Source organism: Pseudoalteromonas sp. P1-30, from assembly GCF_001400005.1.
GTDB lineage: Bacteria > Pseudomonadota > Gammaproteobacteria > Enterobacterales > Alteromonadaceae > Pseudoalteromonas > Pseudoalteromonas atlantica.
Genome location: NZ_LKBC01000004.1, coordinates 130,311 through 156,748 on the forward strand (window position 1 = coordinate 130,311; position 26,438 = coordinate 156,748).

Consider the following 26,438-nt stretch of genomic DNA (forward strand, 5'->3'; position numbering starts at 1 on the left):
TAAAACCACTAAATTTTAATCTATTTGTATTTTCGGTGTCACGAAAATAAGTAATTCACGTTTCTCATTAAACTCGCTGGTGCTCTTAAATAAGCGTCCAACATATGGAATATCACCAAGTACAGGTACTTTATTTGTGGTATTAATTATTTGCTGCTGAAAAATACCACCCAGCACAACGGTTTGGCCGTTATCAACCAGCACTTGTGTTTCAATTTGTTGAGTGTCTATCGAAACCGCTTCACCTGTTCCGGTTTGAACCGTTTCGCCACGAGTATCTTGTGTAATAACTAAGTCTAAAATAACTTTGTTATCAGGCGTTATATGCGGTGTAACCTCAAGGCTCAATACCGCTTTTTTAAAGCTTACAGTAGTAGCGCCACTTGAGGCCGATTCGGTATAGGGGATTTCAGTACCTTGCTCAATACGTGCTTTTTGCTGATTAGCTGCAGTAATGCGCGGGCTCGCAATAATCTCACCTTTATTTTCTTCTTCTAAAGCACTAAGCTCTAAATCAATTAAAGTGCCATTAGCCAACTTAGCTATGTGTAAACCAATACTTGCCGCAGGGTTAGTAATAGGTAGGTTTACATTAAGACGGTCTGATAAATCAGGAATAGTGCCATTTGAGATAGACTCAGCTCCTTCAAGCGAGCCAGATATACCATCACTATCTTGTTGATCACTAAACCCCCAACGCACGCCTAAATCTTCTGTGACGTTATCGCGCACTGTTACCATACGTGATTCAATAACAACCTGTTGCACTGGAATATCGAGTGTTTCAATCATACGACGAATACTCTCAATGCTCTTCGCTGTATCTTTAATAAGTAATGTATTGGTACGCTGGTCAACCGATACACTGCCTCGGGCAGAAATGATGCTGTTAGTATCGGTTTTGAGTAAATCCGCAAAATCTTCAGCCTTAGCGTAGTTTAAACGAATATACTCACTGTAAAGCGGCTCTAAATCCTCGACCTTTTGTTTTGCTAGTAAATCTTTAGCTTCACGTGCTGCGAGCTCTTCAGCTGGCGCAACCATCAATATAGAGCCATCCATGCGCTTATCAAGTCCTTTAATACGTAGTACAACGTCTAAAGCCTGATCCCATGGAACGCCATCTAAACGAAGCGTAATATTGCCGGTTACTGAGTCACTCGTTACTAAGTTAAACTCGTTATAACCCGCTATGATTTGCAGTACAGCTCTAACCGAAATATCTTGGAAGTTTAAGGTCATTGGACGACCTTGATATTCTTTGCCGCCATCTAAATAGGCATTTTGCGTTTCATCTTTTTCAATGGTTAACGTTAAAATGTTATCTATTTGCTGGTAGGTAAAGGTAAAAGCAGCATTAGGCTCAATAACTACACGGCTTAAGCTATCTTCTTTAAAGGTTTCGATGGTACTTACTACAGTACCAAAATCAAGCACATCTAATTCATACAGTAAGTCGTCTAAAATATCTGTGTGATGAAACTCTGCAATTATTTTTCCACCACTTTCATGTACTTCTATTGCAGCTTGCGTGTCTTGTAAAAATACTAAAACTTTTGCTTCACCTTTTTCACCACGGCGAAAATCAATAGATTGAATCCGATTAATATAAGCGCTTGAGGCATCATAACTATTGCTGCTTTCATCAGAAGCTTGTTCAGTCAGCGGGTTATCAGATACGCGCAACGACACTAAGTTATTATTAACTTCTGTTTCGTATATTTTTAAACGCTCTAAATTTACCGTAACTTTTAAACCCTGCTCTGTTAGTACGCTGCTTACACTGTTAATACCTGCGTGATCGACCGGCACATTTTCAAGGCCCTGTTCTAGTTCTGCACCATCAAATAGCATTTCTATGCGCGCTGGTGTGTTGTGTACTTGAATTTTAGGTTGTTGTGTTAGCTCTTCGTCAAATACAAGTTGTAACTCTGTCTCGCCTTTTAGCAAGGGGTTATAACGTACATCATAAAGTAGCGGCGCTGCACTGGCTGTTTTTGCGACAAAAAGAGCCAATATGACAAATAACACCGTTTGAAAACGATGATGCCAAAGTACATCTTTATGCATGTGTGTTTTACCTTTTTTATTATTAATTTGCGCCATTATTTGCCGCCTCTAACATTTCCAATTTAGTCAGCCGCTCTTTCCAACAACCCGACCCATCAGGGATTAATTCAACTAGTTCTACATAATCACTACTTACAGACTTAACTTTACCGTCATACGTTCCTAAGTAATTATTTACCGTTACCCTATGCAGCGTTTCATCCGCTGCGGTGATCAGTGCCCACATTTGCCCGTTAGAGCCTAATGTACCTTTCATTGATAGGTTATCGAGCGGGTACTTTTCTAGTGGCTCTCTCACTCTATCAGGGTCAGGGTGTAAACAATTTTTAATTTGCGTTAGTTTATTTTGAATAATTTCAGGCTGCGGAGCCACAAAAGGACTACGTAACTGCGATGCATTATATTCAAAATGTTCAAACTGCGTTAATTCAGGTATTTCCTCAACTTTAGGCGTGGTGCTGGCCTTAACTTGGTCAATAAATTCTTTTTGCTCCGACGTATCGTCGTTACAACCTGCCAACAATAAAACTGATAATGATAATAAAGGGACTAATCTCACTTTTTAACCCCTTCTTCATAACGATATGTTTTTGCTACCACACTGAATGTTAGTTGCTTTTCGCCAGATGATACAATCGAAAAGTCGTGTAAACTTACAATTCGTGGTAATTGGGCTACTTTTCCTACAAATTCACCAAATTCATGGTAAGTGCCTATTACTTCAATTTTTATTGGCAGCTCAGTATAAAACTCTTTTTCGACTTCAGGTAACCAGCCAATTTTCAAAAATGTTAAACCGCTAGTAGTACCTACATAAGATAAATCGTCTAACAGGCCTGGGGTTTCATTTGAGGTAGGTAATCGCTTTAGTAGTTGTGAAAACTTATCTTCCATTTCAACCATTTGCTGGCGGTATATATCAAGCTTACTGGCTACGGCATACTTTGTTCTGTAGGTACTGCGCAGCTCTACTTCTTTAGCTACCGCGCTGTGATAGCTGTCAATTTCATCAGATACCAATAGGCTGTAACTAAAAAACAACACTAAACCGGCTATAAATAAGCAACAAATTGCTTTTACTGCAACGGGCCACTCGCCAATGTTGTCGAGCTCAATTTCATTCCAATCTATTTCATTTAAGGCTTTTAAATCAAGGTTCATCACTTACCTCACCAATTTCATCAAATGGTTTTACGTAAAACTCCATATTAAAATCACTGAGTAACCGTGATGTTTGATCGCCTGCCACAATGCCTTGCATGGTAGGTCTTTCTAATAAATATGAGCCTTGCACCTGACGCAGCATAGTAGATAAACGATTGTTTGATTCACTGCGCCCTAGCACATGTATTTGACTACCGCGGCGCTCAAGCTTAGTTAAATACACGCCTTGAGGTACAATTTTAGCTACTTCATCCATAATTTGAGTACCTAAATTACGGCTGCTTTGTAGCTCTTCAATTAATCGCATACGTTGTTGTAAATTTTCTTTTCGCTTATCAAGATTTCTAATTTCACTGATTTTTTTATCAAGCATGCTTATTTCTGAGCTTAAATAATTATTTTTTAAATTTTGGCCATCTTTTAAACCCGCGTAAAAAGAGCTAAGTAAGTACATACTTGCAAAACAGCAAATAACAACCGCAACTAAAATTGTTATAAATTTCTTTTTTGATTCTTCACGCTGCAGCTCTCGCCACGGCAATAGATTTATATGTGGCATGATGAAAAGCTCCTTAATGCCAAACCAGTAGCAATTGCAAACTGCGTTCTATTTCGCTGCATTACATTTCTGTCTACTTTTGGCGAAACTTCCATATTTGCAAATGGTTCAGCAACCACAGCATGAATACCTAGCTCTTCAATTAACAACCTATCTAAACCGTCAATCATCGATGTACCGCCGGTTAGCACAATATAATCTACTTGATCTTTACCTGTAGTTGTTAAAAACATTTGTACCGCACGGCGCACTTGTTGCAATAATGATGTTTGAAACGGTGCCAGCACTTCAAAAGTATAATTAGGGGGTAAGTCACCCGTTGTTTTGCCTATTTCAGCCTCATCAAAGCCTTTGTTATAGTAAGACACAATGCTGTTAGTGTATTGGTCGCCACCAAACACTTGGTCACGGGTATAAATTGTTTCACCTGCTTGAACAACACTGACCAACATTAAAACAGCGCCAATATCTACCACAGCAACACACTTATTAAAGGCGTCACTTGGTAATTGCTGATAATACACATCCATTGCTCTACTTAACGCATAGCTTTCAACATCAACCACTTTAGCGGTTAAGTTTGCCGCCTCAAGTGCGCCCACACGGGCTTCAACACTTTCTGTACGTGCAGCAGATAACAACACATTCATTTTACTCGGGTCGGCTTCGTTGGTAGAGAGCTTTTCAAAATCTAAACTCACTTCATCAAGGGGGTAAGGTATTAAGCTGTCAGCTTCTATTTCAATTTGCGACTCTAATTCAGCGTCACTTAATGAAACATCCATAAAAATAACTTTAGTGATAACGGTTTGCCCTGATACAGCCACTGCCGCTGATTTTAAAGATTTTGGTAGTTTTCTTTTTAATTTTGTAATTATGTTACCAATTGCTTCAATATCCTGAATAGAGCGCTCGCTCATTGCGCCTTTTGGCATAGGTTCAATTGCAAGTGCTTCTAGTCGAAATCCCGTTTCAATTTCACTTAAAAGCACTGCTTTGATAGAGTGCGATCCGATATCAATTCCGACCATCGCAGTGGATGGCTTTTGAAATAGTTGACTTAGCATGTTTGCAACTTGACCTTTGTTTTAATAATAAACAAGTTATAATTTTTTTAGTAAAAAATATTATTCATTTTTTAATCAATATATACTAGCAGTCTAAACTCGCAATTGGGAGTCCATTTAGGGAAATATAAGTGATTTTATTAAAACGAACATTACAATTTTTTATCATTTGCACGTTATTTGGTCTGATCACTTTAATCAGCCTTTATTATTACGTTAAACCTGATATCCCCAGTGTGCAAGTTTTAAAAGACGTGCAATTACAAACCCCTATGCAAGTCTTTACCAAAGATGGACTCTTAATTAATCAATTTGGTGAAAAACGCCGCATCCCCGTCACTATAGACGAAATCCCCCAGCCTTTAATTGATGCTTTTTTAGCAACAGAAGACAACCGTTTTTATGACCATATTGGTATAGATCCTATTGGTATTGTCCGCTCTGCTATTGTGTTAATTTCAACAGGTGAGAAAAAACAGGGCGCGAGTACCATTACTATGCAGCTTGCTCGTAACTTCTTTTTAACACGAGAAAAAGCGTATATTCGTAAAGTTAAAGAGATTTTTATAGCTCTACATATTGAAAGTGTATTAACAAAAGACGAAATTCTTGAGCTGTATCTTAATAAAATAGAACTAGGTAATCGTGCATTTGGTATTGGGGCTGCTGCTCAAGTTTACTATGGTAAAGAGCTAAAAGACCTCACTCTTGCACAAATGGCAATGATTGCCGGTTTACCTAAAGCCCCTTCGGCGCTTAACCCGATTCGTAACCCAATTAGAGCTAAAGCACGTCGTAATGTAGTGCTTGGTCGCTTACTTACTGAAAACTATATTACGCAACAGCAATACAACGATGCGGCTAACCAGCCTATCACAGCTTATTTTCACGGTGCTGAGATAGACCTTTACGCCCCTTATATCTCTGAGATGGTTCGTGCTCAGATGGTTGAGCGCTACGGTGTAGAAAAAGCATATAACTCTGGCTTTAAAATATTTACCTCTGTGGAGTCTAAAGTTCAAAAGGCTGCGCAAACAGCTTTAGTTAATAATTTACATAACTACGATATGCGTCATGGCTTTCGTGGGCCTGTAGACGTGTTGTGGGATCCAGAAACACAGCCTGCCTTAAGTGAGCAGCAAATTATAGAAAAGCTAAAACCTGTTAAAGAAATAGCTGATTTGCATGCTGGCGTGGTGTTAAATGTGGCAGAGAAAACCGCTGACGTTATTTTAAAAAATGGCCAGCGCACCACACTTGATTGGGATAATTTAAAATGGGCGCGCAAATACATTACTCGCTACCGCCAAAGTTTTGCCCCTAAAGCTGCTACTGACATTCTTACCCCTGGCATGCAAATATGGCTGCGTAAAAATAACGACAACAGTTACCTACTAAGCCAAATACCAGAAGCTGCCAGTGCACTTGTTTCACTCGACCCACAAGATGGTCGTATTAAAGCTATAGTAGGTGGTTACAGTTTTGAGCAAAGCCAATACAACCGAGCGGTACAAGCTAAACGCCAAGTTGGCTCTAATATTAAACCCTTTATATATTCTGCTGCGCTCGAAAATGGCTATACATTGGCCTCTATTTTAAACGACGCGCCAATAAACCAGTGGGATAAAAGTTTAGGTGTAGCGTGGCGACCAAAAAACAGCCCAGCCGTTTATAATGGCCCTATACGTATTCGCCGTGCACTTGCACAATCTAAAAACGTTATTTCTGTGCGCTTACTTCGCGGTGTAGGGTTACAACGCACCGCCGATCACTTGCTTAAGTTTGGTTTTAAAGATGCTGATATTAACCGCAGTGAATCGTTAGCATTAGGCAGTGCATCAATCACGCCATTAGAGCTTGCTCGCGGCATGAGCGCATTTGCTAATGGCGGTCACTTAATTGAACCTTACTTTATATCTGAAATTCAAGATGCCTATGGCAATGTACTATTTAAAGCAAACCCGGCTCTTGCTTGCGATGAAGACGAGCTATTACCCGTCTCTAAAGCAGTGGATAGCTTTGCCAACAATAACCTAGATACCGACATAACAGATGATACAGCCACGCAACCACGTTGTGCACCACGTGTTATTTCAAAGCAAAATGCTTTTTTAATTGCTGAAGCAATGCACAGCGCAGTATGGGGTGGCGGTAGCTGGACCCATAAAACAGGCTGGAGCGGGACAGGTTGGCGTGCGCAAGCATTAGATAGACGCGATCTATCGGGTAAAACAGGCACAACCAATGACTCTGTTGATACTTGGTTTAGCGGCTTTAACCGCAATGTAGTAACGTCTGTATGGGTTGGTTTTGACAACCCAGGTAACTCGTTAGGACGCTCAACCTATAATAACAACCTAGATAGCAGTCAAATCTCTGGTGCTGAATCGGGCGCCAAAACGGCACAGCCTGCTTGGGTTGATTTTATGAAAGTGGCGCTTGAGGGCACACCAGAGGCGCCAATAGAGCCTCCTGAAGGACTAGTTTCAATTCGTATCGATTTAAAAACAGGTTTGTTAAGTCATAAAAACGACTACACCAGTCGCTTTGAATATTTTGAAAAAGGCACTGCGCCTACAAAATATGTGCTGTCTCAGCCAACTGATATTTTTGAAGAAGATACAAAAACAGAAGAAGAGTTATTCTAAAAACAAAAACGGCAGCTTACACAAGCTGCCGTTTTACTATTAATATTTGCTGCGCTATTTTAAGTTTTTAACTAACCAATATAAATCAGAGTGCACGCCCGCGGCGGTCACTTCTTTGCCTGCCCCTGGGCCTTGTATTACTAAGGCATTTTCGTTGTACCACTGGCTATTAATAACAAAGATATTATCGCCAGGTGTTAAGTTAGCTAAGGCGTCCCCTTTAGGCGCATAAGTTATACCTACCTTCGCCGATACTTTACCCTGCTCTAATGCTAATAAACCAGTATACCTAAGTACAGCATCTTGCGCATTTGCCGCATCGGCATGGTGTTTAATAAAGGCATTTAGCTTATCTTTATTCGCTAAAAAGTCATCCCATGAACCTTGGGCTAACTCATCAGGCATTAATGCTTGTAAGCTTATATCATTTAAATCTAATTCAATGCCAAGCTCGCGCGCAAGTATTAGCAATTTACGTTGCATATCGCGGCCCGATAAATCCTCGCGAGGATCAGGCTCTGTAAAGCCCATTTTTTGCGCTTCAAGAACAAGGTCAGAAAATGCCACACTGCCATCGTATTTGCTGCATAGCCACGAGAGTGTGCCCGAGAAAACACCTTCAATACGGGTAATTTTATCGCCACTATTTTGTAAATCAGCTAACGCAAAGTTAATCGGCAATCCAGCCCCAACACTGGTGTTGTAGCGCCAATGCAAGTTACGCTCGCTAATACTTTGGCGCAGCGCGTTATACCAATTAGATGCAGCAGTGCCCGCGTACTTGTTAGCACTTATTAAATGGCAGTCTCGCTCAACAAAGTCAGTGTATAATTGGCTAAATTGCTCGCTTGCCGTTATATCAACAACAACTTTGTGCTCGTAATCAAGTTCGTTTAATGCACTTAATAAATCCGCCTGCTCATAAGCAACGGCATTATGCTGCCATTGTTTTTTCCATTGCCCAAGCGTAATACCCGAGGCATTAAATAGCATATGTTGCGAGCGAATTAACCCAACTAGCTTAATACTATAATCGCCCGACAAACGCTTAAATTGAGCATCTAGCTGGCTTAAAAATTCATCGCCTACATTACCTAAGCCAGCCACAACCAGGGCAACTTCTTGGCCTTTATTAATTAATTTTTCGTGCAATAAACTAAGTACATCGCTTTCTATTAACTGATCAGTTAACAGCAATGTATAGCCTGTATCTTGATGAATAAAACGAGGGTGAATACTTTGCTGATTTAAAACCTCAGCCGCTAATGTACTTAATGTGTAAACATCTTGCGTAGGCGCAACCACCGCGCAGCCATTTAAATTAGACTCGCTTATATTTGCTCGCCCAGCAAAATAACTCACTACTTGATGCGTTGCACCCGCGGGCACAACTAAGTATGTACCCCCGTTATGTATAAAATGATGAAGGCTGTGCTGAATAAGCTGGCTAACATGCGCCACTTCACCCGCGTTAAGGCCTTCAACGAGCAATAAATCAACGTTTTGTAATGTAGTAATAAAACGTTTTTGCTTAGCTTTGCCTTGTTTTACAATATCGGTAGGAGCAGTTTGCACATCAAAACTACTACGTACAGCCAGTTTAATATTACTGTTTTTTAAAGGCGAAAGCGTTTTAGCATGTAACACAGGGTTACCCAATCGAGCTAATAAGTTAGCTTGTTCACGGCACACCTTGTTGTACTTAATCGCCTTTTCAACTTTACGTGGGTCGGCACTAAAGACCCCTGGCGTATCAGTCCAAATACATACATTTTGTGCGTCGCAATAATTGGCCAATAAGGTGGCGCTGTAATCACTACCATTGCGCCCAAGCGTAACTGTTTTACCATCAGCACTTGCTGCGATAAACCCTGTTACTACGTTAATTTTATTTGCATCAATAACTTGGCTGCATTGCTGTTTGTTTTGCGCATGCAAAAGCTCCCCGCTTGTTACACTAAACAGCGCTCTAGCATCATGAGCACACGCTTGAATGTTTAATTGCGTTAAATAGGCTGCTAATAATCGCGCAGACCACAGCTCACCATGCGCCAGTAAGGCCGCCTCTTGCAACTGCTGCTTGCTGGCTTGCTCCGCTACATCACTTAGCTCTTGCGCTAACACAGCTAAAGCCGTGTGTTTAGCATCGGCTTTTAATAACTCTTCAATTAATGCCGTTTGGTGATTACTCAATTGCAGCAAAATATCAGCAACGGCTTGCTTATCTTGTTGTTGATAACTTTGCCACAGCGAAACCAATGTATCGGTGGTTTTACCCGCAGCAGATACAACCACGCAATCGCCAGGCTGTGTGTGGCCAATAATTATTTTTGCCACACTTTGATAGCGCTCGCCCGAGCTTAAGCTCGAGCCGCCAAATTTATGTACACTTTTTACCATACTCAATCACCACAAAGCTGGATGAGCAGCCTGCTGCTTTACATCACCATTGGCATTGCCTGCAGCTTTACCAACACGCCCTACATTTTTATTTTGACCAGGTTTAACTAAGTTAAATACACGTTCGAAATCAGCCAGTAGGTCTTCTACATCTTCAATACCGACCGAAATACGAATTAGCGTATCGCCCACACCCGCCTCTAAACGTGCTTGAGCTTCCATACCTGCGTGAGTCATGGTCGCAGGATGACAAATTAAACTCTCAACCCCACCTAACGATTCTGCTAAGCTAAATTCTTTAAGGCTTGTTAAAAACGCCGCAGCATCATTCACATCGCCTTTAATATCAAAACTAACCATACCGCCAAACCCAAGCTGTTGGGCTTTAGCAAGCGCATGTTGAGGATGCGATTCAAGGCCTGGGTAGTAAACTTGGCTAACATACTCAGAGCTTTCTAGGTATTTAGCAATTGCCAGGGCATTTTCTTGGTGCTGCTTTAAACGCACATTTAAAGTACGTAAACCACGTAACGTTAAATAGCTATCAAATGGTGCGCCGGTAATACCAATGTTATTGGCCCACCAAGCAAGCTCATCACCAAGCTCTTGTGTTGCAGCAACAACTGCACCGCCTACAACATCAGAATGGCCGTTTATATATTTAGTGGTTGAGTGCACAACAATGTCTACGCCAAACTTAATTGGGTTTTGTAATGCCGGTGATAAAAAGGTGTTATCGGCGGCCACTAATGCACCGCACTGTTTTGCTATATCCGTCACGGCTTTAATATCCGTTAGGCGCAGCACAGGGTTACTTGGTGTTTCTATCCAAATTAATTTAGGTTTAATGGTTAAAATTTGTTCTAGGCTTTCTGGTTTAGTTAAATCAAGTACTTTAAGTTTAAGCAAGCCGCGCTTTTCTAAAGACGTAAATAAACGGTAGCTGCCGCCATAACAATCGTGAGGAATAACCAATGTATCATCGTTATTTAATAACTGTGTGGCTAAGTGCACTGCTGCCATGCCCGTAGCAGTAATAATTCCGCGTGCGCCACCTTCAAGCTCTGCTAGAGTGTCAGCTAAAATATCGCGATTAGGATTACCACTGCGTCCATAGTCGTATGCGCGCTTAGTATCAAAATCGGCAAACGAATAAGTCGTCGATAAATAAATTGGCGGTACAACGGCGCCATGATGTTTATCGGCATCAACCCCATTTCGTACAGCAATGGTTGCTTTGTTTTTTTCGCTCATATTCGTCACCTGATTAATTTGGATGTTTAGACGTCTAAAAGAGTAAGTTATCCATTATAATAAGTCAAAGAATTTAAAGCTCTAGATGGCTAAAAATAACAGACGTGTAAAACTTCAATGAGGCTGTATTTACTATTACAGCCAGCTTATTAAGATAGATTGCTATCTATTATTTGACTATCTTTTTTAAAACGATAGAATTTCACGCATATTTACACGCTTTTTACGCCGTGTGAGAAATTAATAATCTGAGGCAACGATACATCTTATGGCTAAATGGAATGGTGAGTATATTCACCCATACGCAGAACACGGGAAAAAATCAGAGCAAGTTAAAAAGATCACCGTTTCGATCCCGCTAAATGTATTAAAAGTATTAACTGATGAGCGTACACGTCGTCAAATAAACAACCTGCGTCATGCAACAAACAGCGAGTTACTATGCGAAGCGTTTTTGCATGCCTTTACAGGCCAGCCATTACCTAATGATGATGACCTACGTAAAGATAACGCAGAAAAAGTACCTGAAGAAGTTAAAAAAATAATGCAAGAAATGGGTTTAGAAGTGCCTATTTTAGACGAAGAATAAAACGTCTTTTTAAACAAAAAAACCTCAGCATGCTGAGGTTTTTTTGTTTAAGCGCTATATATTACGCCATATAATTTTCCGGTAAGTCAATTTGTGCCACGCCCGATTCAACAGCAGCAATAGCAACCGCCTTGGCTATACGTGGTAATAAACGCGGGTCCATAGGTTTAGGAATAATGTAGTCTGCACCAAATTCGAGCTTTTCTACACCCGCTGCTTTTAATACTTGCTCAGGCACTGGCTCTTTAGCAATGCGACGAATAGCTTCAACAGCGGCTATTTTCATTTCATCGTTAATTGCGCTTGCACGTACATCAAGTGCACCACGGAAAATAAACGGGAAACATAAAACATTATTAACTTGGTTAGGGAAATCAGAACGCCCCGTTGCCATAATTAAGTCTTTACGTGCACTGTGCGCAAGCTCAGGTGCAATTTCAGGATCTGGGTTTGAACATGCAAACACCACTGGCTTATCGGCCATTAGTTTTAGATCTTCAGGTGCAAGTAAGTTAGGACCCGATACACCTACAAACACATCAGCATCAGCAATTACATCTTGTAGAGTACGCTTATCTGTATTGTTAGCAAAAAGCTGTTTGTATTCGTTTAAGTCATCGCGGCGAGTATGAATAACCCCTTTGCGGTCTAGCATATAAATATGTTCGCGCAGTGCACCACACTTAATTAACAGCTCCATACAAGCAACCGCTGCTGCGCCTGCACCTAAACATACAATAATGGCATCTTCTATTGATTTGCCCTGCACTTCTAAGGCGTTAAGCATACCTGCCGCAGTTACAATAGCGGTACCGTGTTGGTCATCATGAAAAACCGGAATACTGCAACGCTCAATAAGTGCTTTTTCAATTTCAAAACACTCTGGCGCTTTAATATCTTCTAAGTTAATACCACCAAACGTGTCGGCAATATTAGCCACTGTATTTATAAAGTCTTCGGTGGTGCGATGCTTAACTTCAATATCAATAGAATCTAGGCCAGCAAAACGTTTAAATAAAAGCGCCTTACCTTCCATAACAGGTTTAGAGGCTAATGGCCCTAAATTACCCAAACCTAAAATTGCCGTACCATTACTGATTACCGCAACCATATTACCTTTACCGGTATATTTATATGCATTGGCTGGGTCTGCTGCAATTTCGCGCACAGGCTCTGCAACACCGGGGCTGTATGCTAATGCTAAATCTTGCACCGTTTCGGCTGGTTTTGTTAGCTCAATGCTGATTTTGCCTGGAACGGGGTGAGAGTGGTAGTGTAATGCTTGTTCACGAAAATCTGACATAACGCGATGGTATCCTGCAATTTAAGTTAAGTGAGAGGGAGTATGGGGCTAAGATACTCTTATTATTTTTAAATTCCAAGCAATATCAGGTCTATCCTGTTATATGCTATATCCGTTAATTTTAAGTGATTTATCAGCAACTTCGCTAAAAGTTATCAATATTAAACAAATAAAAATTCATTCAAAAAGTGCTTTTTGAGGTTCATTTTGCCCTGCCAATATTTTTCTAAAATAGCAGAATATTAAAATAGTAAAATGCACCAATATGGCGCGTTTATCACCGTTAAAAACAAATATCGCCACGATAAGCACTTTTAGCAGCTTGGTTAAAAATTAACGTATAAAAAATATAGAGAAGAATTGTGAGTTTGTCTGCAAAGGTTTATGCATATTCAGAATAAGAACAGGAAATAGTTATGCATACGTAGTACGGCAACAATCGGTGATTTTTTAGTAAAAATGATGAATTTTAGGCACAAAAAAAGCACCCGAAGGTGCTTTTTTTACTAAACAGCAATAATTACTTCTTGCTGCTAAGTGCACCGAAGCGCTTGTTGAAGCGATCAACACGGCCGCCAGTGTCTAAAATCTTTTGCTTACCAGTGTAAAACGGGTGACACGCAGAACATACGTCTAGGTGAATGTCTTTACAAAGAGTAGAACGAGTTTCGAATTTGTTTCCGCATGAACATGTTGCAGAAATTGCTTCGTACTTAGGGTGAATACCTTCTTTCATAGGAACCTCTAGTTAAGGCCGCATCGCTCTCCAAACCCGAAGTCTGGCACCATACGTCGTTAAAACAAATTTATAGGCCGCGGATTTTATCCAACTAGCTTGCCCCGCACAAGCTTTAATTACGCTTTTTGCCAAAAAAGTAACCAACCAGCGCTACCGCATCCATTTGTATGTAGGTTTTTAGCCTTATTTTTAGTACATTAAGCTATTACCCTTTATCACATGAGTTGTTATGCGTTTTGTTGAAGTTGCTATTAAAGTTCCGTTACCACGCACCTTTGATTATAAAATAGATGAACAACTCATCTCGCCCTCGGCGCCTATTATGCCAGGGATGCGTGTTTTAGTGCCTTTTGGCAATCAAAAGAAAGTAGCGGTTGTTCTTGCACTTAAAACGCATACCGACGTGCCAGAGAACAAAATTAAAGCGGTTACTGAGGTTATTGACCAAACCCCTATTTTATCATCACAGCATTTAGAACTGCTTAGCTTTACTGCACGCTATTATTGCTATCCGCTCGGCGAAACCATACACACTGCACTGCCAGGTGCGCTTCGCCAAGGTGAAAACCCAGATAAAACCAGCATTAACATGGTTAGCCTTACCGAAAAAGGCGCAAAGGTTCCATCGTTAAAAGCGAAAACTCAGTTAAATTTACTAAAGCAACTCGCGCAATCCGGTAAGTCGTCGGTAACCGAGCTAAAAGCGCTCGGCTTTAGTAAAAAAACAATAGATGCCTTAATAGATAAAGAGCTTATAACCCAAAGCATTGAGCATGATAATCAATGGCAAAGCGTTGCGCCCACAGTCGGCACCAAGCCAGTACTTAATAAAGAGCAAGCCGTAGCGTGCACTACAATAAATCAAAGTGTTGGCTTTAAAAGCTTTTTATTAGAAGGTGTAACAGGCAGTGGTAAAACCGAAGTATATTTACAATGCCTAGAAGAAGTCCTTAAACGTGGCGAGCAAGCCTTAGTATTGGTGCCTGAAATAGGCTTAACGCCACAAACTGTTAACCGATTTCGTCGTCGCTTTCCCGATACGCCAATTATGCTATGGCACTCTGCCCTAACCGATAACGAACGCTTGCAAACATGGCGTTTTTGCGAAAAAGGCAGCTGCGCAATTGTAATAGGTACCCGTTCGAGTATTTTTCTACCTTTTTTAAAGTTAGGAATGATAGTGGTTGATGAAGAGCATGACTCTTCATTTAAACAGCAGGATACCTTACGCTACCACGCACGCGATTTAGCAGCTTATCGGGCATTTCAGCACAAAATACCGCTTATTTTAGGCAGTGCCACCCCTGCGCTCGAAACACTGCACAAAGCTATAAACAACAAATACCAACTTTTAAGCCTTACAGAGCGCGCACAAACTGCGACCGATAATCAGTTTATGTTGCTTGATATGAAAGGCCAGCCCGACCAAGCGGGTATTGCACACGCAAGTCTTGCCACTATGCGCCAACATTTAAACCGTGGTAAGCAAGTTATGGTGTTTTTAAATCGTCGTGGCTTTTCTCCTACGCTAATTTGTCACGAATGCGGTTGGCTGAGTGAGTGTAATCGCTGCAGCACCAGCGCAACCTTTCATAAAGCCATTGGCCAAATGATTTGCCACCACTGTGGGGAGCAACACCCGGTACCTCACCAATGTCCTGATTGCGGTAGCACACAAATTTTTCCTAACGGTAAAGGCACCGAACAAATTGAAGAATTTTTATCGAGTGAATTCCCCGATACACCCGTAACCCGCATCGACCGCGATTCAACCCGCCGTAAAGGGAGCCTAGAAAAAGCCTTAGAGGAGATAAACCAAGGCGGGGCGCGTATTTTAGTGGGCACACAAATGTTGGCTAAAGGTCATCATTTTGCCGATGTTAGCTTAGTGCTTATATTAGATGTAGATAGCGGCTTGTACTCGTGCGATTTTAGAGCCACAGAGCATTTAGCCCAGCTGGTAACTCAAGTTGCTGGGCGCGCGGGTCGCTCTGGCGAACCAGGCCAAGTATTACTGCAAACCCACTTTCCTGAACACCCTTTATTGCAAGACTTAGTAAATAATGGCTACCAAGATTTTGCCCGTTTTGCTTTAAGTGAGCGTGATGATGCCGACCTTCCACCCATTACTAATATGGCTATAGTTAGAGCACAAGGGCACAGTATTAAGCTCGTTGTCGATTTTTTGACGGATTTGGTTCCTGTTAACGGTGTATCTGGTATACAATTGCTCGGTCCAATCCCTGCCCCACTAGAAAGAGTGGCGGGTATGTACCGGTTTCAATTGCATATTCAAGCGCAAGACCGCAAAGTATTGCATCAGTATCTTGCGCAAATGGTCGACTATTTAAGCACCAGCAAACTTGCACAAAAAGTGCGCTGGAGCCTTGATGTTGACCCTATAGACATGATTTAGGTTAAAGCCAAATGGCACAGCACGATTATATTAATAAAAAACCAGCGGGTAGAAAAAACACCAAGCAAGCCCCTGCTAAAAAACCATTTCCTATACTTTTAGTTGTTATTACTGTTTTGCTTGTAAGCGGCTTTGCTTACGGCTTATGGTTTATTAAAAATAACGCCGACCCTGAGCTTGTTGAGCAGCAGGCGCACCCTAAAACAGCTGAAAAAGTAGAAATAGCTAAACCTCGCGCTCCTAAGTTCATTGAAGAAATTAAAGAGCACGAGATCCAAGTTGAAGTAAGAGAAATTGAGCAAAAAGGCCCCTATGTTATGCAGTGTGGGTCGTTTAGAACACACGCACAAGCCGAAACCCTCAAAGCTAAGATTGCCTTTGAGGGCTTAATTTCTGAAATTAAAAAGACCACAGGTACTAATGGTGTTTGGTATAAAGTGCGTTTAGGCCCTTATAAAACGAAGCGCCAAGCCGAAAGCGACAAAAACAAACTCAAGCGAGTGCATGTTGTTAGCTGCGGAATTTGGGGCTGGACTTGAAATTAGTCCATTCACCCATATAACCTCATCATAATCGTTTTTTACAAGCTGCCCCCGCAGCTTGATGATGAGGAATAACATGACCACTATCGTAAGTGTACGCCGCGACAATAAAGTAGTAATTGGTGGCGACGGCCAAGTTTCACTTGGTAATACCGTAATGAAGGGCAACGCCCGTAAAGTTCGACGCCTTTATAATGGCAAAGTAATTGCTGGTTTTGCCGGCGGTACTGCTGATGCCTTTACCCTTTTCGAACGCTTTGAAAGCAAACTAGAAATGCACCAAGGTAACCTCACTAAAGCCGCTGTAGAAATGGCCAAAGACTGGCGTAGCGACAGAGCCTTACGCAAGCTTGAGGCACTCCTTGCGGTTGCAGATGAAACTGCTTCACTAATTATCACCGGCAATGGTGATGTAGTGCAGCCAGAAAACGATTTAATAGCCATTGGTAGCGGTGGTAACTTTGCTCAATCAGCAGCCACTGCCCTATTAGAAAACACCGATTTAAGCGCTCGCGATATCGTAGAAAAAAGCCTGACCATTGCTGGCAACATCTGTGTATTTACCAACAACTTCCAAACAATCGAAGAATTATAATAGGACCCATTATGTCTGCTATGACCCCAAGAGAAATTGTACACGAGTTAGATCAGCATATTATTGGTCAAGCTAATGCTAAAAAAGCCGTGGCTATTGCCCTGCGTAACCGCTGGCGCCGTATGCAACTAAACGATGACTTACGCAGCGAAGTAACCCCTAAAAACATTTTAATGATTGGCCCAACCGGTGTCGGTAAAACTGAAATTGCCCGCCGTTTAGCTAAGCTCGCTAATGCGCCTTTTATTAAAGTAGAGGCGACTAAATTTACTGAAGTGGGTTATGTTGGTAAAGAAGTAGAGACTATCATTCGCGATTTAGTTGATGTATCAATTAAAATGACCCGCGAGCAACAAACTAAAAAGTTTAAACACCGTGCAGAAGAAGCAGCAGAAGAGCGTATTTTAGATGCACTTTTACCACCGGCTAAAGATCAATACGGTGAAACACAGCGCGATGACAACTCATCTACTCGTCAAACATTCCGTAAAAAATTACGCGAAGGTCAGCTTGATGATAAAGAAATAGAAATAGATCTAGCGCAAGCACAGCCAAATGTAGAGATTATGGCGCCTCCTGGTATGGAAGATATGACCAACCAGCTGCAAAGCATGTTCCAAAACATGGGTGGCGACAAACGTACTAAGCGTAAGTTAAAAATTAAAGAAGCCTTTAAGTTATTAACCGAAGAAGAAGCCGCTAAATTAGTTAACCCTGAAGAGCTAAAAGAGCAGGCTATTTTTGCAGTAGAGCAAAACGGCATTGTGTTTATTGATGAAATAGACAAAATTTGTAAGCGTGGCGATTCGTCAGGCCCAGATGTTAGCCGTGAAGGTGTACAACGCGACCTACTTCCTTTAATTGAAGGCTCAACCGTTAATACTAAACACGGTATGGTGAAAACCGACCACATGCTATTTATTGCATCAGGTGCGTTCCAAATGGCTAAACCATCAGACATGATCCCTGAGCTACAAGGTCGTTTACCTATTCGTGTAGAGCTTGAAGCACTAAGTGCTAATGACTTTAAACGAATTCTTACCGAGCCACATGCTTCACTTACTGAGCAGCAACGTGAACTGCTTAAAACTGAGCAAGTAAATGTTGAGTTTAACGATGATGCAATAGAGCGCATTGCTAAAGCCGCTTGGCAAGTAAACGAGAAAACCGAAAACATTGGTGCTCGTCGCTTACATACGGTAATGGAAAAGCTAATGGAAGAAATTTCATACGATGCATCTGAACAAGCAGGCTCTACCCTTACTATTGATGCCGCTTATGTAGAAAAACATTTAGGCGCATTAGTTGAAGATGAAGATTTAAGCCGCTTTATTTTATAAGGTAGGCAAAAATACTATACTAAAAGCCTCCATATTGGGGGCTTTTTAATGGGACATATAAAATGAAACACGTAACAAAAGTGCATTATCATAGCGTGAGTAAAAACCTAGATGTTTACTTTGATGATGACAGTATGGCTGTATTTAGCTGCGAGTTTTTACGCGTTCACTCTCCCTCGGCCGAAGTGCAAGGGCATGGTGCAGAGCCAATGAAGTTGGTACTTAATAAACAACATGTTGGTATAAAAAAGATTGTACCGGTGGGGCGTTACGCACTTAGATTAGACTTTGATGATGGTCATAACAGCGGGCTATTTAGCTGGAGCTACTTTGAAACACTACAAGCGCAGCACGAAACCTTGTGGGATAAATATCAAGCGCGTCTTGCCGAGCACGAACAAAACAAAGATAGCGTACCAATAAAGTTTGTTCCTTAAACCTTATTGGCTTTTTAAACGCTACACTGTATTACACTTTAAATTTATCAATAGCCGCAAATAATACGCGCGCTTGTTCAGAGACTTCTTCACTGGTTTGCGCATTATTAACTGCATGCTCAGAGGCATCTTGGGCAATGTCTCTGATGCGTACTACATTTTTGTTCACCTCTGATGCCACCTGACTTTGCTCATCAATAGCAACGGCAATTTGAGTGCTCATTTCCATTATGGTTTGCACATCTTCGGTAATAGCGCCGAGTAAATCACCCGCTTTAATAGCTTGTGAAGCACTTTCATCACCTTGCGAGCGACATTGATGCATAATACTTACTACCTCTTGCGTGCGCTGCTGAAGCGTATTAATAATGCCTTCAATTTCACTGGTAGACTCTTGTGTACGTTGCGCAAGCGAGCGTACTTCATCCGCCACAACAGCAAACCCTCGCCCTTGCTCACCAGCACGAGCGGCTTCTATCGCAGCATTCAATGCGAGTAAATTGGTTTGCTCTGCAATGCCTCTGATTACATCGAGCACAGAGCCTATGGTTTCACCGTCTTTTTCAAGTTGCGATACCACACTTGATGCGTTACCTAACGACGAAGATAAATCGCGTATCTGCTTAACCGTAGAGTCTACTTCATTTCGCCCTTGCTGCGCGCTTAAATTGGTTGACTCTGCTTTTTTAGCGGCAGCTTCGGTATTATGAGAAATATCTTGAATCGTTGCCTGCATTTGCGTAGCCGCAGTGGCAACCATATCCGCTTCGTGTAACTGCTCTTGCATGCCTGAACTTGTTGCAGAAGTACTTTCAGATAAGTGCTCTGTTGCCACATTTAACGTATTAAGCGCGGTATTCACTTCGTTTATGAGGCTTTTAAAATCGCCTATTAAACTATTAAAGTCCGAGGTCATAATGGTAACTTCATCATTACCTGTTTGCTCTATCATTACGCTTAAGTCGTTATTACGGCGTATGTCGTTTATGGTGTGATATACCCGCTCAATAGGCACAATAATCGAGTGGCTAGTAAAGTACACCAGCGCCAACACTATAATCCCCGAAATAACAAATACAACGATGGCAATAAACTGCGCTTGGTCAACGCTTTTCTCAACTTCCAGCTTAGTTGACTCAACAATTTGACCAACAACTTGATCGCTTTTTTCTACGTTAATACGCATAACGCCTAGTGCGCCAGAGTCTAAATCGAGCCCTAACTGCGTTTGTGCCTTTACAAGATTTTGAAAAGCACTTTGATACGTATCTATTAAAGGGCTTATTTGCGACTTATAACTACTTTGCAAATCAGCTTGGGTAATTTTTTGTTTAAACGTACTAATAAGTTCGTTAAAGCGAGTTAAGTATTTTGCATCAAAGCGCAGCATAAAATCTTTCTCAGCGCGTCGCAGCTGTAGCATTGCCGATAAAAGCTCAAAGTTATCTTGCTCTTTTAATAGCACCTCAACTTCGTGCACTGCAGTTCTGAGCTTGCCATACAACCCATCTTTAGGGTTTAAGCCTATCTGTTGCTGTAACCTAACAACCTCTGAAAAATTGTTATTGTAATTAGTAATAAGCGTATGAAAATGCTCAATTTGCGCTGTGGTAATGCCCTGCTGTTGCATTACCTCCTGCAGCTTTTTGATTTTAGTGCTTAGCTGTTTAAAATCCTTATCAAATGATGTAAGTGCTTCCTGCTGCTTGTAAAAAAGAAAGTTTTTTTCATGCTTTCTAAGCTCTAGTGCATGTACGTTGAGCTCTTCTGCAAGCTGAATTGTTTTATTCAGATTGAGTGTTACGCGCGACTCATAAATTATCACACACAACAAAATGACCATTGCCAGACCGACTACCACTGCATTAAGCTGCAAACGCCTTTTAATGGTTAAGTTTTGTAAAAAATTCATTGAAAACACCTATATTTAATATGCACTAATAGTGTAGTACGTTCTGGCGCTTTATATTGAACTTTTTATTAACTTTTTATACATATAACTCATGCTTTCAGATTAACATTCCCCCATAAATTTTTATGCAATGAGTGAGTGTCATGCCACTGTTTATTAAGTAGCCATTTAACCAAAGGGGCAGGATCACTGGGAAAATTAATTTGTTTGTTTTGCGGGGCACTATTCCAATCATCCAGCGCTTGCGGGTTTAAATAATTCATTACATGGGCCATTTTCATCGCCCGCAATGTTTGTGCATTTGCATCTTGTTCAAACTGACCATCGAGAGGTTTAAGTAATAATTTTTTCCCAAGCTTTAAGGCCTCACTTGCCAGCTCAAAGCCTGCATTACCAATTACGCCACTGGTATTTGCTAAGTCGTTTAAAAACCCCGCTCGTGAAGGAGTGCGCAAATGAATATGCCCGAGGGATTTATCCTGCGCATGCGGGTGGTAACAGTAAAACTCTTTTTCTGGGAAGTCCTTTAGATAATCAATAATGTTGTCGAGGTTCTCAAAGGGCAAATACACCAGCACTTTATTCATAACGGCGACAGGATTGCCATGGTCATGGTTTGCAATAAAGGGCGGTATAATATTATCTGCAAAGGGCTGCCAATGTACGCCTAAATAGGTGCTTGCTGGCGCGTAGTGCTTAATGAGAGATTTTCTAAATAAACCACGGCCAAACATAGGCACACTATTAGATAAAAAAGCCGCTTGGTGACTAATACCAACTACAGGCACGCCTGCGCGCTTTGCAGCCCAAGCTGAAATAGGCTCAAAGTCATTTAAGACGAAATCGTATTTTTTTACATTAAATGATTTTATATCGTTAACTAACTTACACACTCGGGCATTTTTTAATGTTTGATAGCTTTTTACTTGGCCGTTTTTAGTGCTAAACGATAACCCCCGAAAGGTTTTGTAATCAGCAAATTCCTGCATATCAAAGTAGTCTTTTTCAGGGCGTCCTGAAAAAACGTAATCTACATCTATACCTAACTCTTTAAAACAACTTGCCATAACACGGGCGCGCGTAATGTGGCCATTACCTGTGCCTTGTATGCCGTATAATATCTTCATACAGGCACCACCAAAGCTAGCGCAAATAAACCACATGAACTGCCAATAACGGCGCCTATTATTATATCTGCCGGAAAATGTACGCCTAATACTACGCGAGAAACCGCCACCCCCGATGCCCAACTAAACCAAAGCCACGCATACTCTGCAAAAAAGTGACTCAATATTACCGCAACTAAAAATGCTGCTGCACTGTGTCCCGAAGGCAAACTAAATTTGTCACTAGGCACAATATACGCATTACTGACTAAGCAATCACAGGGGCGGATTCGGCCAAAGCTACGTTTTGCTAAAAAATAAATAGGCCTTTCAATTGCAAACCCCAGTAACACTGATATTGGCAATAACTGATGCTGCTCATTGGTACTTAGCCACCAAATAGCGCCACACATAAGTAAATATAAACCACCATTACCACTTTTAGATAAACCAAGTGCAGCCGTTTTCAGCCATTTGGGTGAATTATAATTAAACAGAGTTAAAAAGAGTTGTTCATCCATTTGAGCCATTTTTTTAAGCACGTTATTGTCGTTCATTATTTACCCTTAGCTGCACAATATCTAACCATAGTTAAAGCTTAGTGGCAGAAAATAACAATTGAGTGACGCTTTTAAGACACTATTGTTGCCATTTCTAATTTCGGTATTTTTTGAATAAATTTACTGCTATTAAGTCGTTGTTATTGCATATAAGGAGGGTATACTGAGGGTAACTTATGTACCCTTTGAGGATAAAATAATGGATTACAGCACTTCTGACTTATGTGACTTTTTTGCCGATGTGGTTGACGTGCTTGAACCGATGTTCATCAACTTTGGTGGTCGACACACGTTTGGCGGCCGAATTAAAACGGTTAAATGTTTTGAAAATAATGAACTGATCCGTGAAATACTCTCACAAGACGGTACTGATCAAGTACTACTTATCGATGGTGGTGGCTCAACACGACGCGCCCTTATCGACATTGAACTTGCAGAGCTTGCGCTTGATAACAACTGGAACGGCATTATTGTATTTGGTGCTGTGCGTCATGTAGATGAGTTAGAAGAAATTGATTTAGGTATTCAAGCGATTGCATCAATTCCTGTGGCCGCCGACAGCGAAGGCGCTGGTGAAGATGGCATTGGCGTTAACTTTGCTGGTGTGTCGTTTTTTGATGACGATTTTATCTATGCAGATAGTACTGGCATTGTATTATCAGCAGAAGAACTTGAACTAGAAGTTATCGAAGAATAAAGTAACAAGCAGTGCTCAATAGAGCACTGCTTACGCCACCACGAATAATTTTTGCTGCTCAACACGGATTCAACACAGTGCACCCTACCTTAAAAGTGTATGATGAAAACGCCGTTAAACCCTATTGCTCCACACGCGTTAACGAAACAAAAACTTGGCAGTCTGTTGCCCTATTAGACACCCATGTAAATGTACAACAAGCCCTTAACGATGCAGCGCAATTTGGTATTCGCTACGTATTAATTGGTATATGTGAAGATATAGGCCCTCGCGCTAATTTAGGCAATGGCGGCTCACATCAAGCTTGGCCCGCTTTTTTACAATACTTTTTGAACCAACCAGTTAACCAGTTTAACGCGACCCAGCAGGTATTGCTGTTAGGCGAAATTGACGTTGATGATGTAATGGCGCAAGCCCAAGGCTTAAATAACCAGCATGCTGAAGAGCTGGCTCAACTACGCAAACTATGCGCAACAATAGATGAGCGAGTAGAGGCGGTATTAACGCTTATATTTAATGCGGGCCTTGAGCCTATTATTATCGGCGGTGGGCACAATAATAGCTTTGGCATACTCAGTGCTTTAAGCAAACATAGTGGGGCTTCAGTTAACGCTATAAATTTTGATCCCCATGCAGATTTACGGCCTTGCGAAGGTCGCCACAGCGGCAATGGCTTTAGCTATGCCTTGAAGAAAAATGCATTGCAGCAATATCATATTATTGGCCTGCATGAGCAAAAAAATAACCAAGCCATTTTTGACTTAATCGCGCAAAATCAATGTAGTTTTCACAGCTATCAAGCTATTAATGTACGCCGAGAAATATCACTAACCGATGCCGTACAGCACGCCTTAGCAGCGTTTAATAATGCGCCACTTGGTATTGAACTCGACTTAGACAGTATTTCATTTTTACCGGCCAGCGCGTATACATGCTGCGGCTTTAGCGTTAGTGATGCTGAGCATTATGTTTATTTAACAGCAAAACACAGCACTGCCCGCTACCTACATTTGTGTGAAGCTGCACCGCTAAATCACCCTGCTGGGTTAACAGCAGGTATGCAAAGCTGTGGGCAAATTATTAGTGCATTAGTTAATGCCTACTTACATGCAAAAACGCGTTAATTGTAATTAGCTTAATTAATCGCTGCATTTTTTAAGGCCGCCAAATTGCCTTACTGGCTTAGCTAATAATGGTGAGTTAATTGAGCTTACTATTGGCAGGTGTATAACTCACTTTTGCACGCTATACGCTCATAAGTGAGTAATCTTATCGCAGCGAATTGCAGAATTTTCCTTACAAAATAATTATTGCAGCTTGGAAAACTTATTGAGTTTGGTGAGCCTGCCACTGCTTTAGCCAACTCATTAAGCCAATGCTGCTTAACGGGTGGCCAAAATAATAACCTTGTGCTGCGTGCGCTTTTAAACTTTTTACAAACTTTAATTGGTCTAAGGTTTCAACGCCCTCAAAAATAACCTTGGTATTTTGTTGGTTATGCATTTCAACCATACCGCCTACTAGGCTGCGAATATTATTTTGATTGCTAAAATCTGCAGTAAGCGATGGCGCCACCTTAATGTATTCAACAGCTAGATTTGGCAGCTTAGAAAGAACAATGGGGTTATCGCCTAGCCCATCAACGCATATTTTTAAACCTATATTATTTAATCGGGCAATCATCGCACGACCCTTATTATCTAAATCTGTGAATATATGCAGCGGGCATTCAACAATTAAATCTCCGTGCTGTAAGTTGTGCTCACTCACCACACTATCTACAAACTCAACAAACTCTTCGTTCAGCATTTCGGGGCCAAATAAGTTAATGCTCAGCGGTATAGCAATTCCCTCTATACGCAACGCCATGGCAAGCTCTGCAGCTCGCTCTATAACAAATTTAGCCAGTGGGTAAGCTAAACCCGCAATATGAATATCATCAATAAATCGGTGGGCAGATAAAATACCTTGTTGAGGGTGCTGCCAACGCAACAGAAGTTCTAAAAACTCAATTTGGCCGTCGTCATTGCGAATAATAGGCTGAAAATAAAGTTCAAGCTCGCTTACAAAATCAATATTAGCCAGCTCTTTTAAACGGGCTTGCTGCTCAAGTTGCTCAACCATCATTTGTTGATGGTACACAACCACAGCTTTTTTAGGCTGACTATCAAGGGCTAAGTATGCACACGATACTAAGTTATCAAAGTTAGCGTCTTGCTCATCGCAATTAACGTAACTCGCCCTTGCTTTTACCTCTACGGTACAATTAGCAACGTTAAACGGCTTAAGTGTTGCGCCAATAATTTGCTCAATGATGTGTTCATGGCTATGTTTGTGCACAGCTAAGCTGCAAATAAAGGCAAAGTTAAGACCGCCTAAATGCGCCAATTTTTCTTGGCCACCTAAATCAATCACGTTGTCGTTATTTAGTAAGTCTTTTATTCTGTTGGCCGATTGAGCCAACAACAAATCACCAAAATCTCTGCCTATGTGCTGATTAACTTGCTCAAACCCTTCTAGACGAACAATCACCAGTGCTGCTTCTAGCTGTTTTTCTTTACACCAGCTGTAATAGCCTTGGCGTAACTGCTGTTTATCTGCAAATGCAGCAAGAGGAGAGTCATCTTGGTACGGCTCAGGCTCATTAATGTTATGCGAATCTTCAACTTTGGGCTCTTCTTCCTCGCTCATTAGCCCTACAACCGCTAGCAGAATAATAGCCACCACCACCCAAAATAGGGGCACATCCATAAGTAAATGCGCTGAAAACAACACCACAAATAGCAACCCTGAAACGGCGCTTGTGATAATCATGCTCCAACTATTACGCTCAAACGCTTGCCATAAATGAAAGCAAAAACCAAAAGCGAGCAATATTGCTAACCAAGCAGCCCCGCTACTTAAAATGGCTAAACCGACAGCGCCTGTACATAAGTAACTAAATTTAATACTGGTATTTTTAACCGCAAATAACGTAGCGACCATCGCCATTAACAGCGCGCCGCTAAAAAATATTGGAAAGTTACTGTCAGTCAAAATA

At 41.2% G+C, this 26,438-nt stretch carries 22 protein-coding genes; 9 read left to right on the plus strand and 13 right to left on the minus strand.

What is annotated here, in order from left to right:
• Nucleotides 1-15: 15 nt before the first annotated feature.
• Genes AN395_RS10080 through AN395_RS10100 form a run of 5 tightly spaced genes read right to left on the minus strand, consistent with a single transcriptional unit; the run spans nt 16 to nt 4,860 of the window.
• Nucleotides 16-2,106 carry a type IV pilus secretin PilQ gene (locus AN395_RS10080; RefSeq protein ID WP_054982926.1) on the minus strand — a complete coding sequence of 697 codons (2,091 nt, stop codon included), beginning with the start codon at nt 2,104-2,106 and terminating at the stop codon, nt 16-18.
• Nucleotides 2,093-2,629, minus strand: a complete 537-nt coding sequence (locus AN395_RS10085) for a pilus assembly protein PilP (RefSeq protein ID WP_024032530.1) — start codon at nt 2,627-2,629, stop codon at nt 2,093-2,095. The genes AN395_RS10080 and AN395_RS10085 overlap by 14 nt, the downstream gene beginning before the upstream one ends.
• Complete coding sequence (locus AN395_RS10090) at nt 2,626-3,231, minus strand: type 4a pilus biogenesis protein PilO (RefSeq protein ID WP_004589347.1); 606 nt, start codon at nt 3,229-3,231, stop codon at nt 2,626-2,628. The genes AN395_RS10085 and AN395_RS10090 overlap by 4 nt, the downstream gene beginning before the upstream one ends.
• Complete coding sequence (locus AN395_RS10095; protein WP_054982927.1) at nt 3,221-3,793, minus strand: PilN domain-containing protein; 573 nt, start codon at nt 3,791-3,793, stop codon at nt 3,221-3,223. The genes AN395_RS10090 and AN395_RS10095 overlap by 11 nt, the downstream gene beginning before the upstream one ends.
• Entirely contained in the window at nt 3,781-4,860 is a 1,080-nt protein-coding gene (locus tag AN395_RS10100; RefSeq protein ID WP_004589345.1) for a pilus assembly protein PilM, read from the minus strand. The genes AN395_RS10095 and AN395_RS10100 overlap by 13 nt, the downstream gene beginning before the upstream one ends.
• A 131-nt stretch (nt 4,861-4,991) precedes the next feature.
• Here AN395_RS10100 and AN395_RS10105 point away from each other — a divergent pair, with 131 nt between their 5' ends.
• On the plus strand, nt 4,992-7,508 hold the full coding sequence (locus AN395_RS10105) for a penicillin-binding protein 1A (protein WP_054982928.1): 2,517 nt from the start codon (nt 4,992-4,994) through the stop codon (nt 7,506-7,508).
• A 54-nt stretch (nt 7,509-7,562) separates the two neighbouring features.
• On the opposite strand, the gene metL is transcribed toward AN395_RS10105, so the two are convergent.
• Nucleotides 7,563-9,908, minus strand: coding sequence for a bifunctional aspartate kinase/homoserine dehydrogenase II (gene metL / locus AN395_RS10110; protein WP_054982929.1), 2,346 nt, complete (start codon nt 9,906-9,908; stop codon nt 7,563-7,565).
• Between the two features lie 6 nt (nt 9,909-9,914).
• Nucleotides 9,915-11,162 (minus strand): cystathionine gamma-synthase, encoded by a 1,248-nt coding sequence (gene metB, locus AN395_RS10115; protein ID WP_024032534.1) that lies wholly within the window; start codon nt 11,160-11,162, stop codon nt 9,915-9,917.
• A 268-nt stretch (nt 11,163-11,430) separates the two neighbouring features.
• Here metB and metJ point away from each other — a divergent pair, with 268 nt between their 5' ends.
• Nucleotides 11,431-11,751: a met regulon transcriptional regulator MetJ gene (gene metJ, locus AN395_RS10120; protein ID WP_004589341.1), complete on the plus strand. Its 321-nt coding sequence runs from the start codon at nt 11,431-11,433 to the stop codon at nt 11,749-11,751.
• Between the two features lie 61 nt (nt 11,752-11,812).
• On the opposite strand, the gene AN395_RS10125 is transcribed toward metJ, so the two are convergent.
• Complete coding sequence (locus AN395_RS10125) at nt 11,813-13,054, minus strand: malic enzyme-like NAD(P)-binding protein (protein WP_054982930.1); 1,242 nt, start codon at nt 13,052-13,054, stop codon at nt 11,813-11,815.
• A gap of 520 nt (nt 13,055-13,574) precedes the next feature.
• Entirely contained in the window at nt 13,575-13,790 is a 216-nt protein-coding gene (gene rpmE, locus AN395_RS19355) for a 50S ribosomal protein L31 (RefSeq protein WP_004589339.1), read from the minus strand.
• Nucleotides 13,791-14,022: 232 nt separating this feature from the next.
• Between rpmE and priA the strand changes: the two genes are divergently transcribed.
• From priA to AN395_RS10150, 5 genes are all read left to right on the plus strand, one after another.
• Complete coding sequence (priA, locus tag AN395_RS10130) at nt 14,023-16,209, plus strand: primosomal protein N' (protein WP_054982931.1); 2,187 nt, start codon at nt 14,023-14,025, stop codon at nt 16,207-16,209.
• Nucleotides 16,210-16,220: 11 nt separating this feature from the next.
• Nucleotides 16,221-16,748: an SPOR domain-containing protein gene (locus AN395_RS10135; RefSeq protein WP_054982932.1), complete on the plus strand. Its 528-nt coding sequence runs from the start codon at nt 16,221-16,223 to the stop codon at nt 16,746-16,748.
• A gap of 79 nt (nt 16,749-16,827) precedes the next feature.
• On the plus strand, nt 16,828-17,346 hold the full coding sequence (gene hslV / locus AN395_RS10140) for an ATP-dependent protease subunit HslV (RefSeq protein ID WP_004589336.1): 519 nt from the start codon (nt 16,828-16,830) through the stop codon (nt 17,344-17,346).
• An 11-nt stretch (nt 17,347-17,357) separates the two neighbouring features.
• A complete protein-coding gene (gene hslU, locus AN395_RS10145; RefSeq protein WP_004589335.1) occupies nt 17,358-18,686 on the plus strand; it encodes an HslU--HslV peptidase ATPase subunit in 1,329 nt (442 codons plus the stop codon).
• Nucleotides 18,687-18,748: 62 nt separating this feature from the next.
• On the plus strand, nt 18,749-19,123 hold the full coding sequence (locus AN395_RS10150; protein WP_054982933.1) for a gamma-butyrobetaine hydroxylase-like domain-containing protein: 375 nt from the start codon (nt 18,749-18,751) through the stop codon (nt 19,121-19,123).
• A 31-nt stretch (nt 19,124-19,154) separates the two neighbouring features.
• Here the strand turns inward: AN395_RS10150 and AN395_RS10155 are convergent, their stop codons facing one another.
• From AN395_RS10155 to AN395_RS10165, 3 genes are all read right to left on the minus strand, one after another.
• The gene (locus AN395_RS10155; protein WP_054982934.1) at nt 19,155-21,035 is read right to left on the minus strand and encodes a methyl-accepting chemotaxis protein; all 1,881 of its coding nucleotides are present in this window, start codon (nt 21,033-21,035) and stop codon (nt 19,155-19,157) included.
• An 89-nt stretch (nt 21,036-21,124) separates the two neighbouring features.
• On the minus strand, nt 21,125-22,162 hold the full coding sequence (locus tag AN395_RS10160) for an MJ1255/VC2487 family glycosyltransferase (protein WP_054982935.1): 1,038 nt from the start codon (nt 22,160-22,162) through the stop codon (nt 21,125-21,127).
• Entirely contained in the window at nt 22,159-22,698 is a 540-nt protein-coding gene (locus AN395_RS10165) for a phosphatase PAP2 family protein (RefSeq protein ID WP_024031314.1), read from the minus strand. Before AN395_RS10165 ends, AN395_RS10160 begins: the two co-directional genes overlap by 4 nt.
• 202 nt (nt 22,699-22,900) lie before the next feature.
• Here AN395_RS10165 and rraA point away from each other — a divergent pair, with 202 nt between their 5' ends.
• Both rraA and AN395_RS10175 read left to right on the plus strand, forming a co-directional pair.
• Nucleotides 22,901-23,398, plus strand: a complete 498-nt coding sequence (gene rraA, locus AN395_RS10170) for a ribonuclease E activity regulator RraA (RefSeq protein ID WP_004589330.1) — start codon at nt 22,901-22,903, stop codon at nt 23,396-23,398.
• 77 nt (nt 23,399-23,475) lie between these two features.
• A complete protein-coding gene (locus tag AN395_RS10175; RefSeq protein ID WP_054982936.1) occupies nt 23,476-24,522 on the plus strand; it encodes a formimidoylglutamase in 1,047 nt (348 codons plus the stop codon).
• Nucleotides 24,523-24,724: 202 nt separating this feature from the next.
• On the opposite strand, the gene AN395_RS10180 is transcribed toward AN395_RS10175, so the two are convergent.
• On the minus strand, nt 24,725-26,389 hold the full coding sequence (locus AN395_RS10180) for a GGDEF domain-containing phosphodiesterase (protein ID WP_029771746.1): 1,665 nt from the start codon (nt 26,387-26,389) through the stop codon (nt 24,725-24,727).
• Between the last annotated feature and the right edge of the window lie 49 nt (nt 26,390-26,438).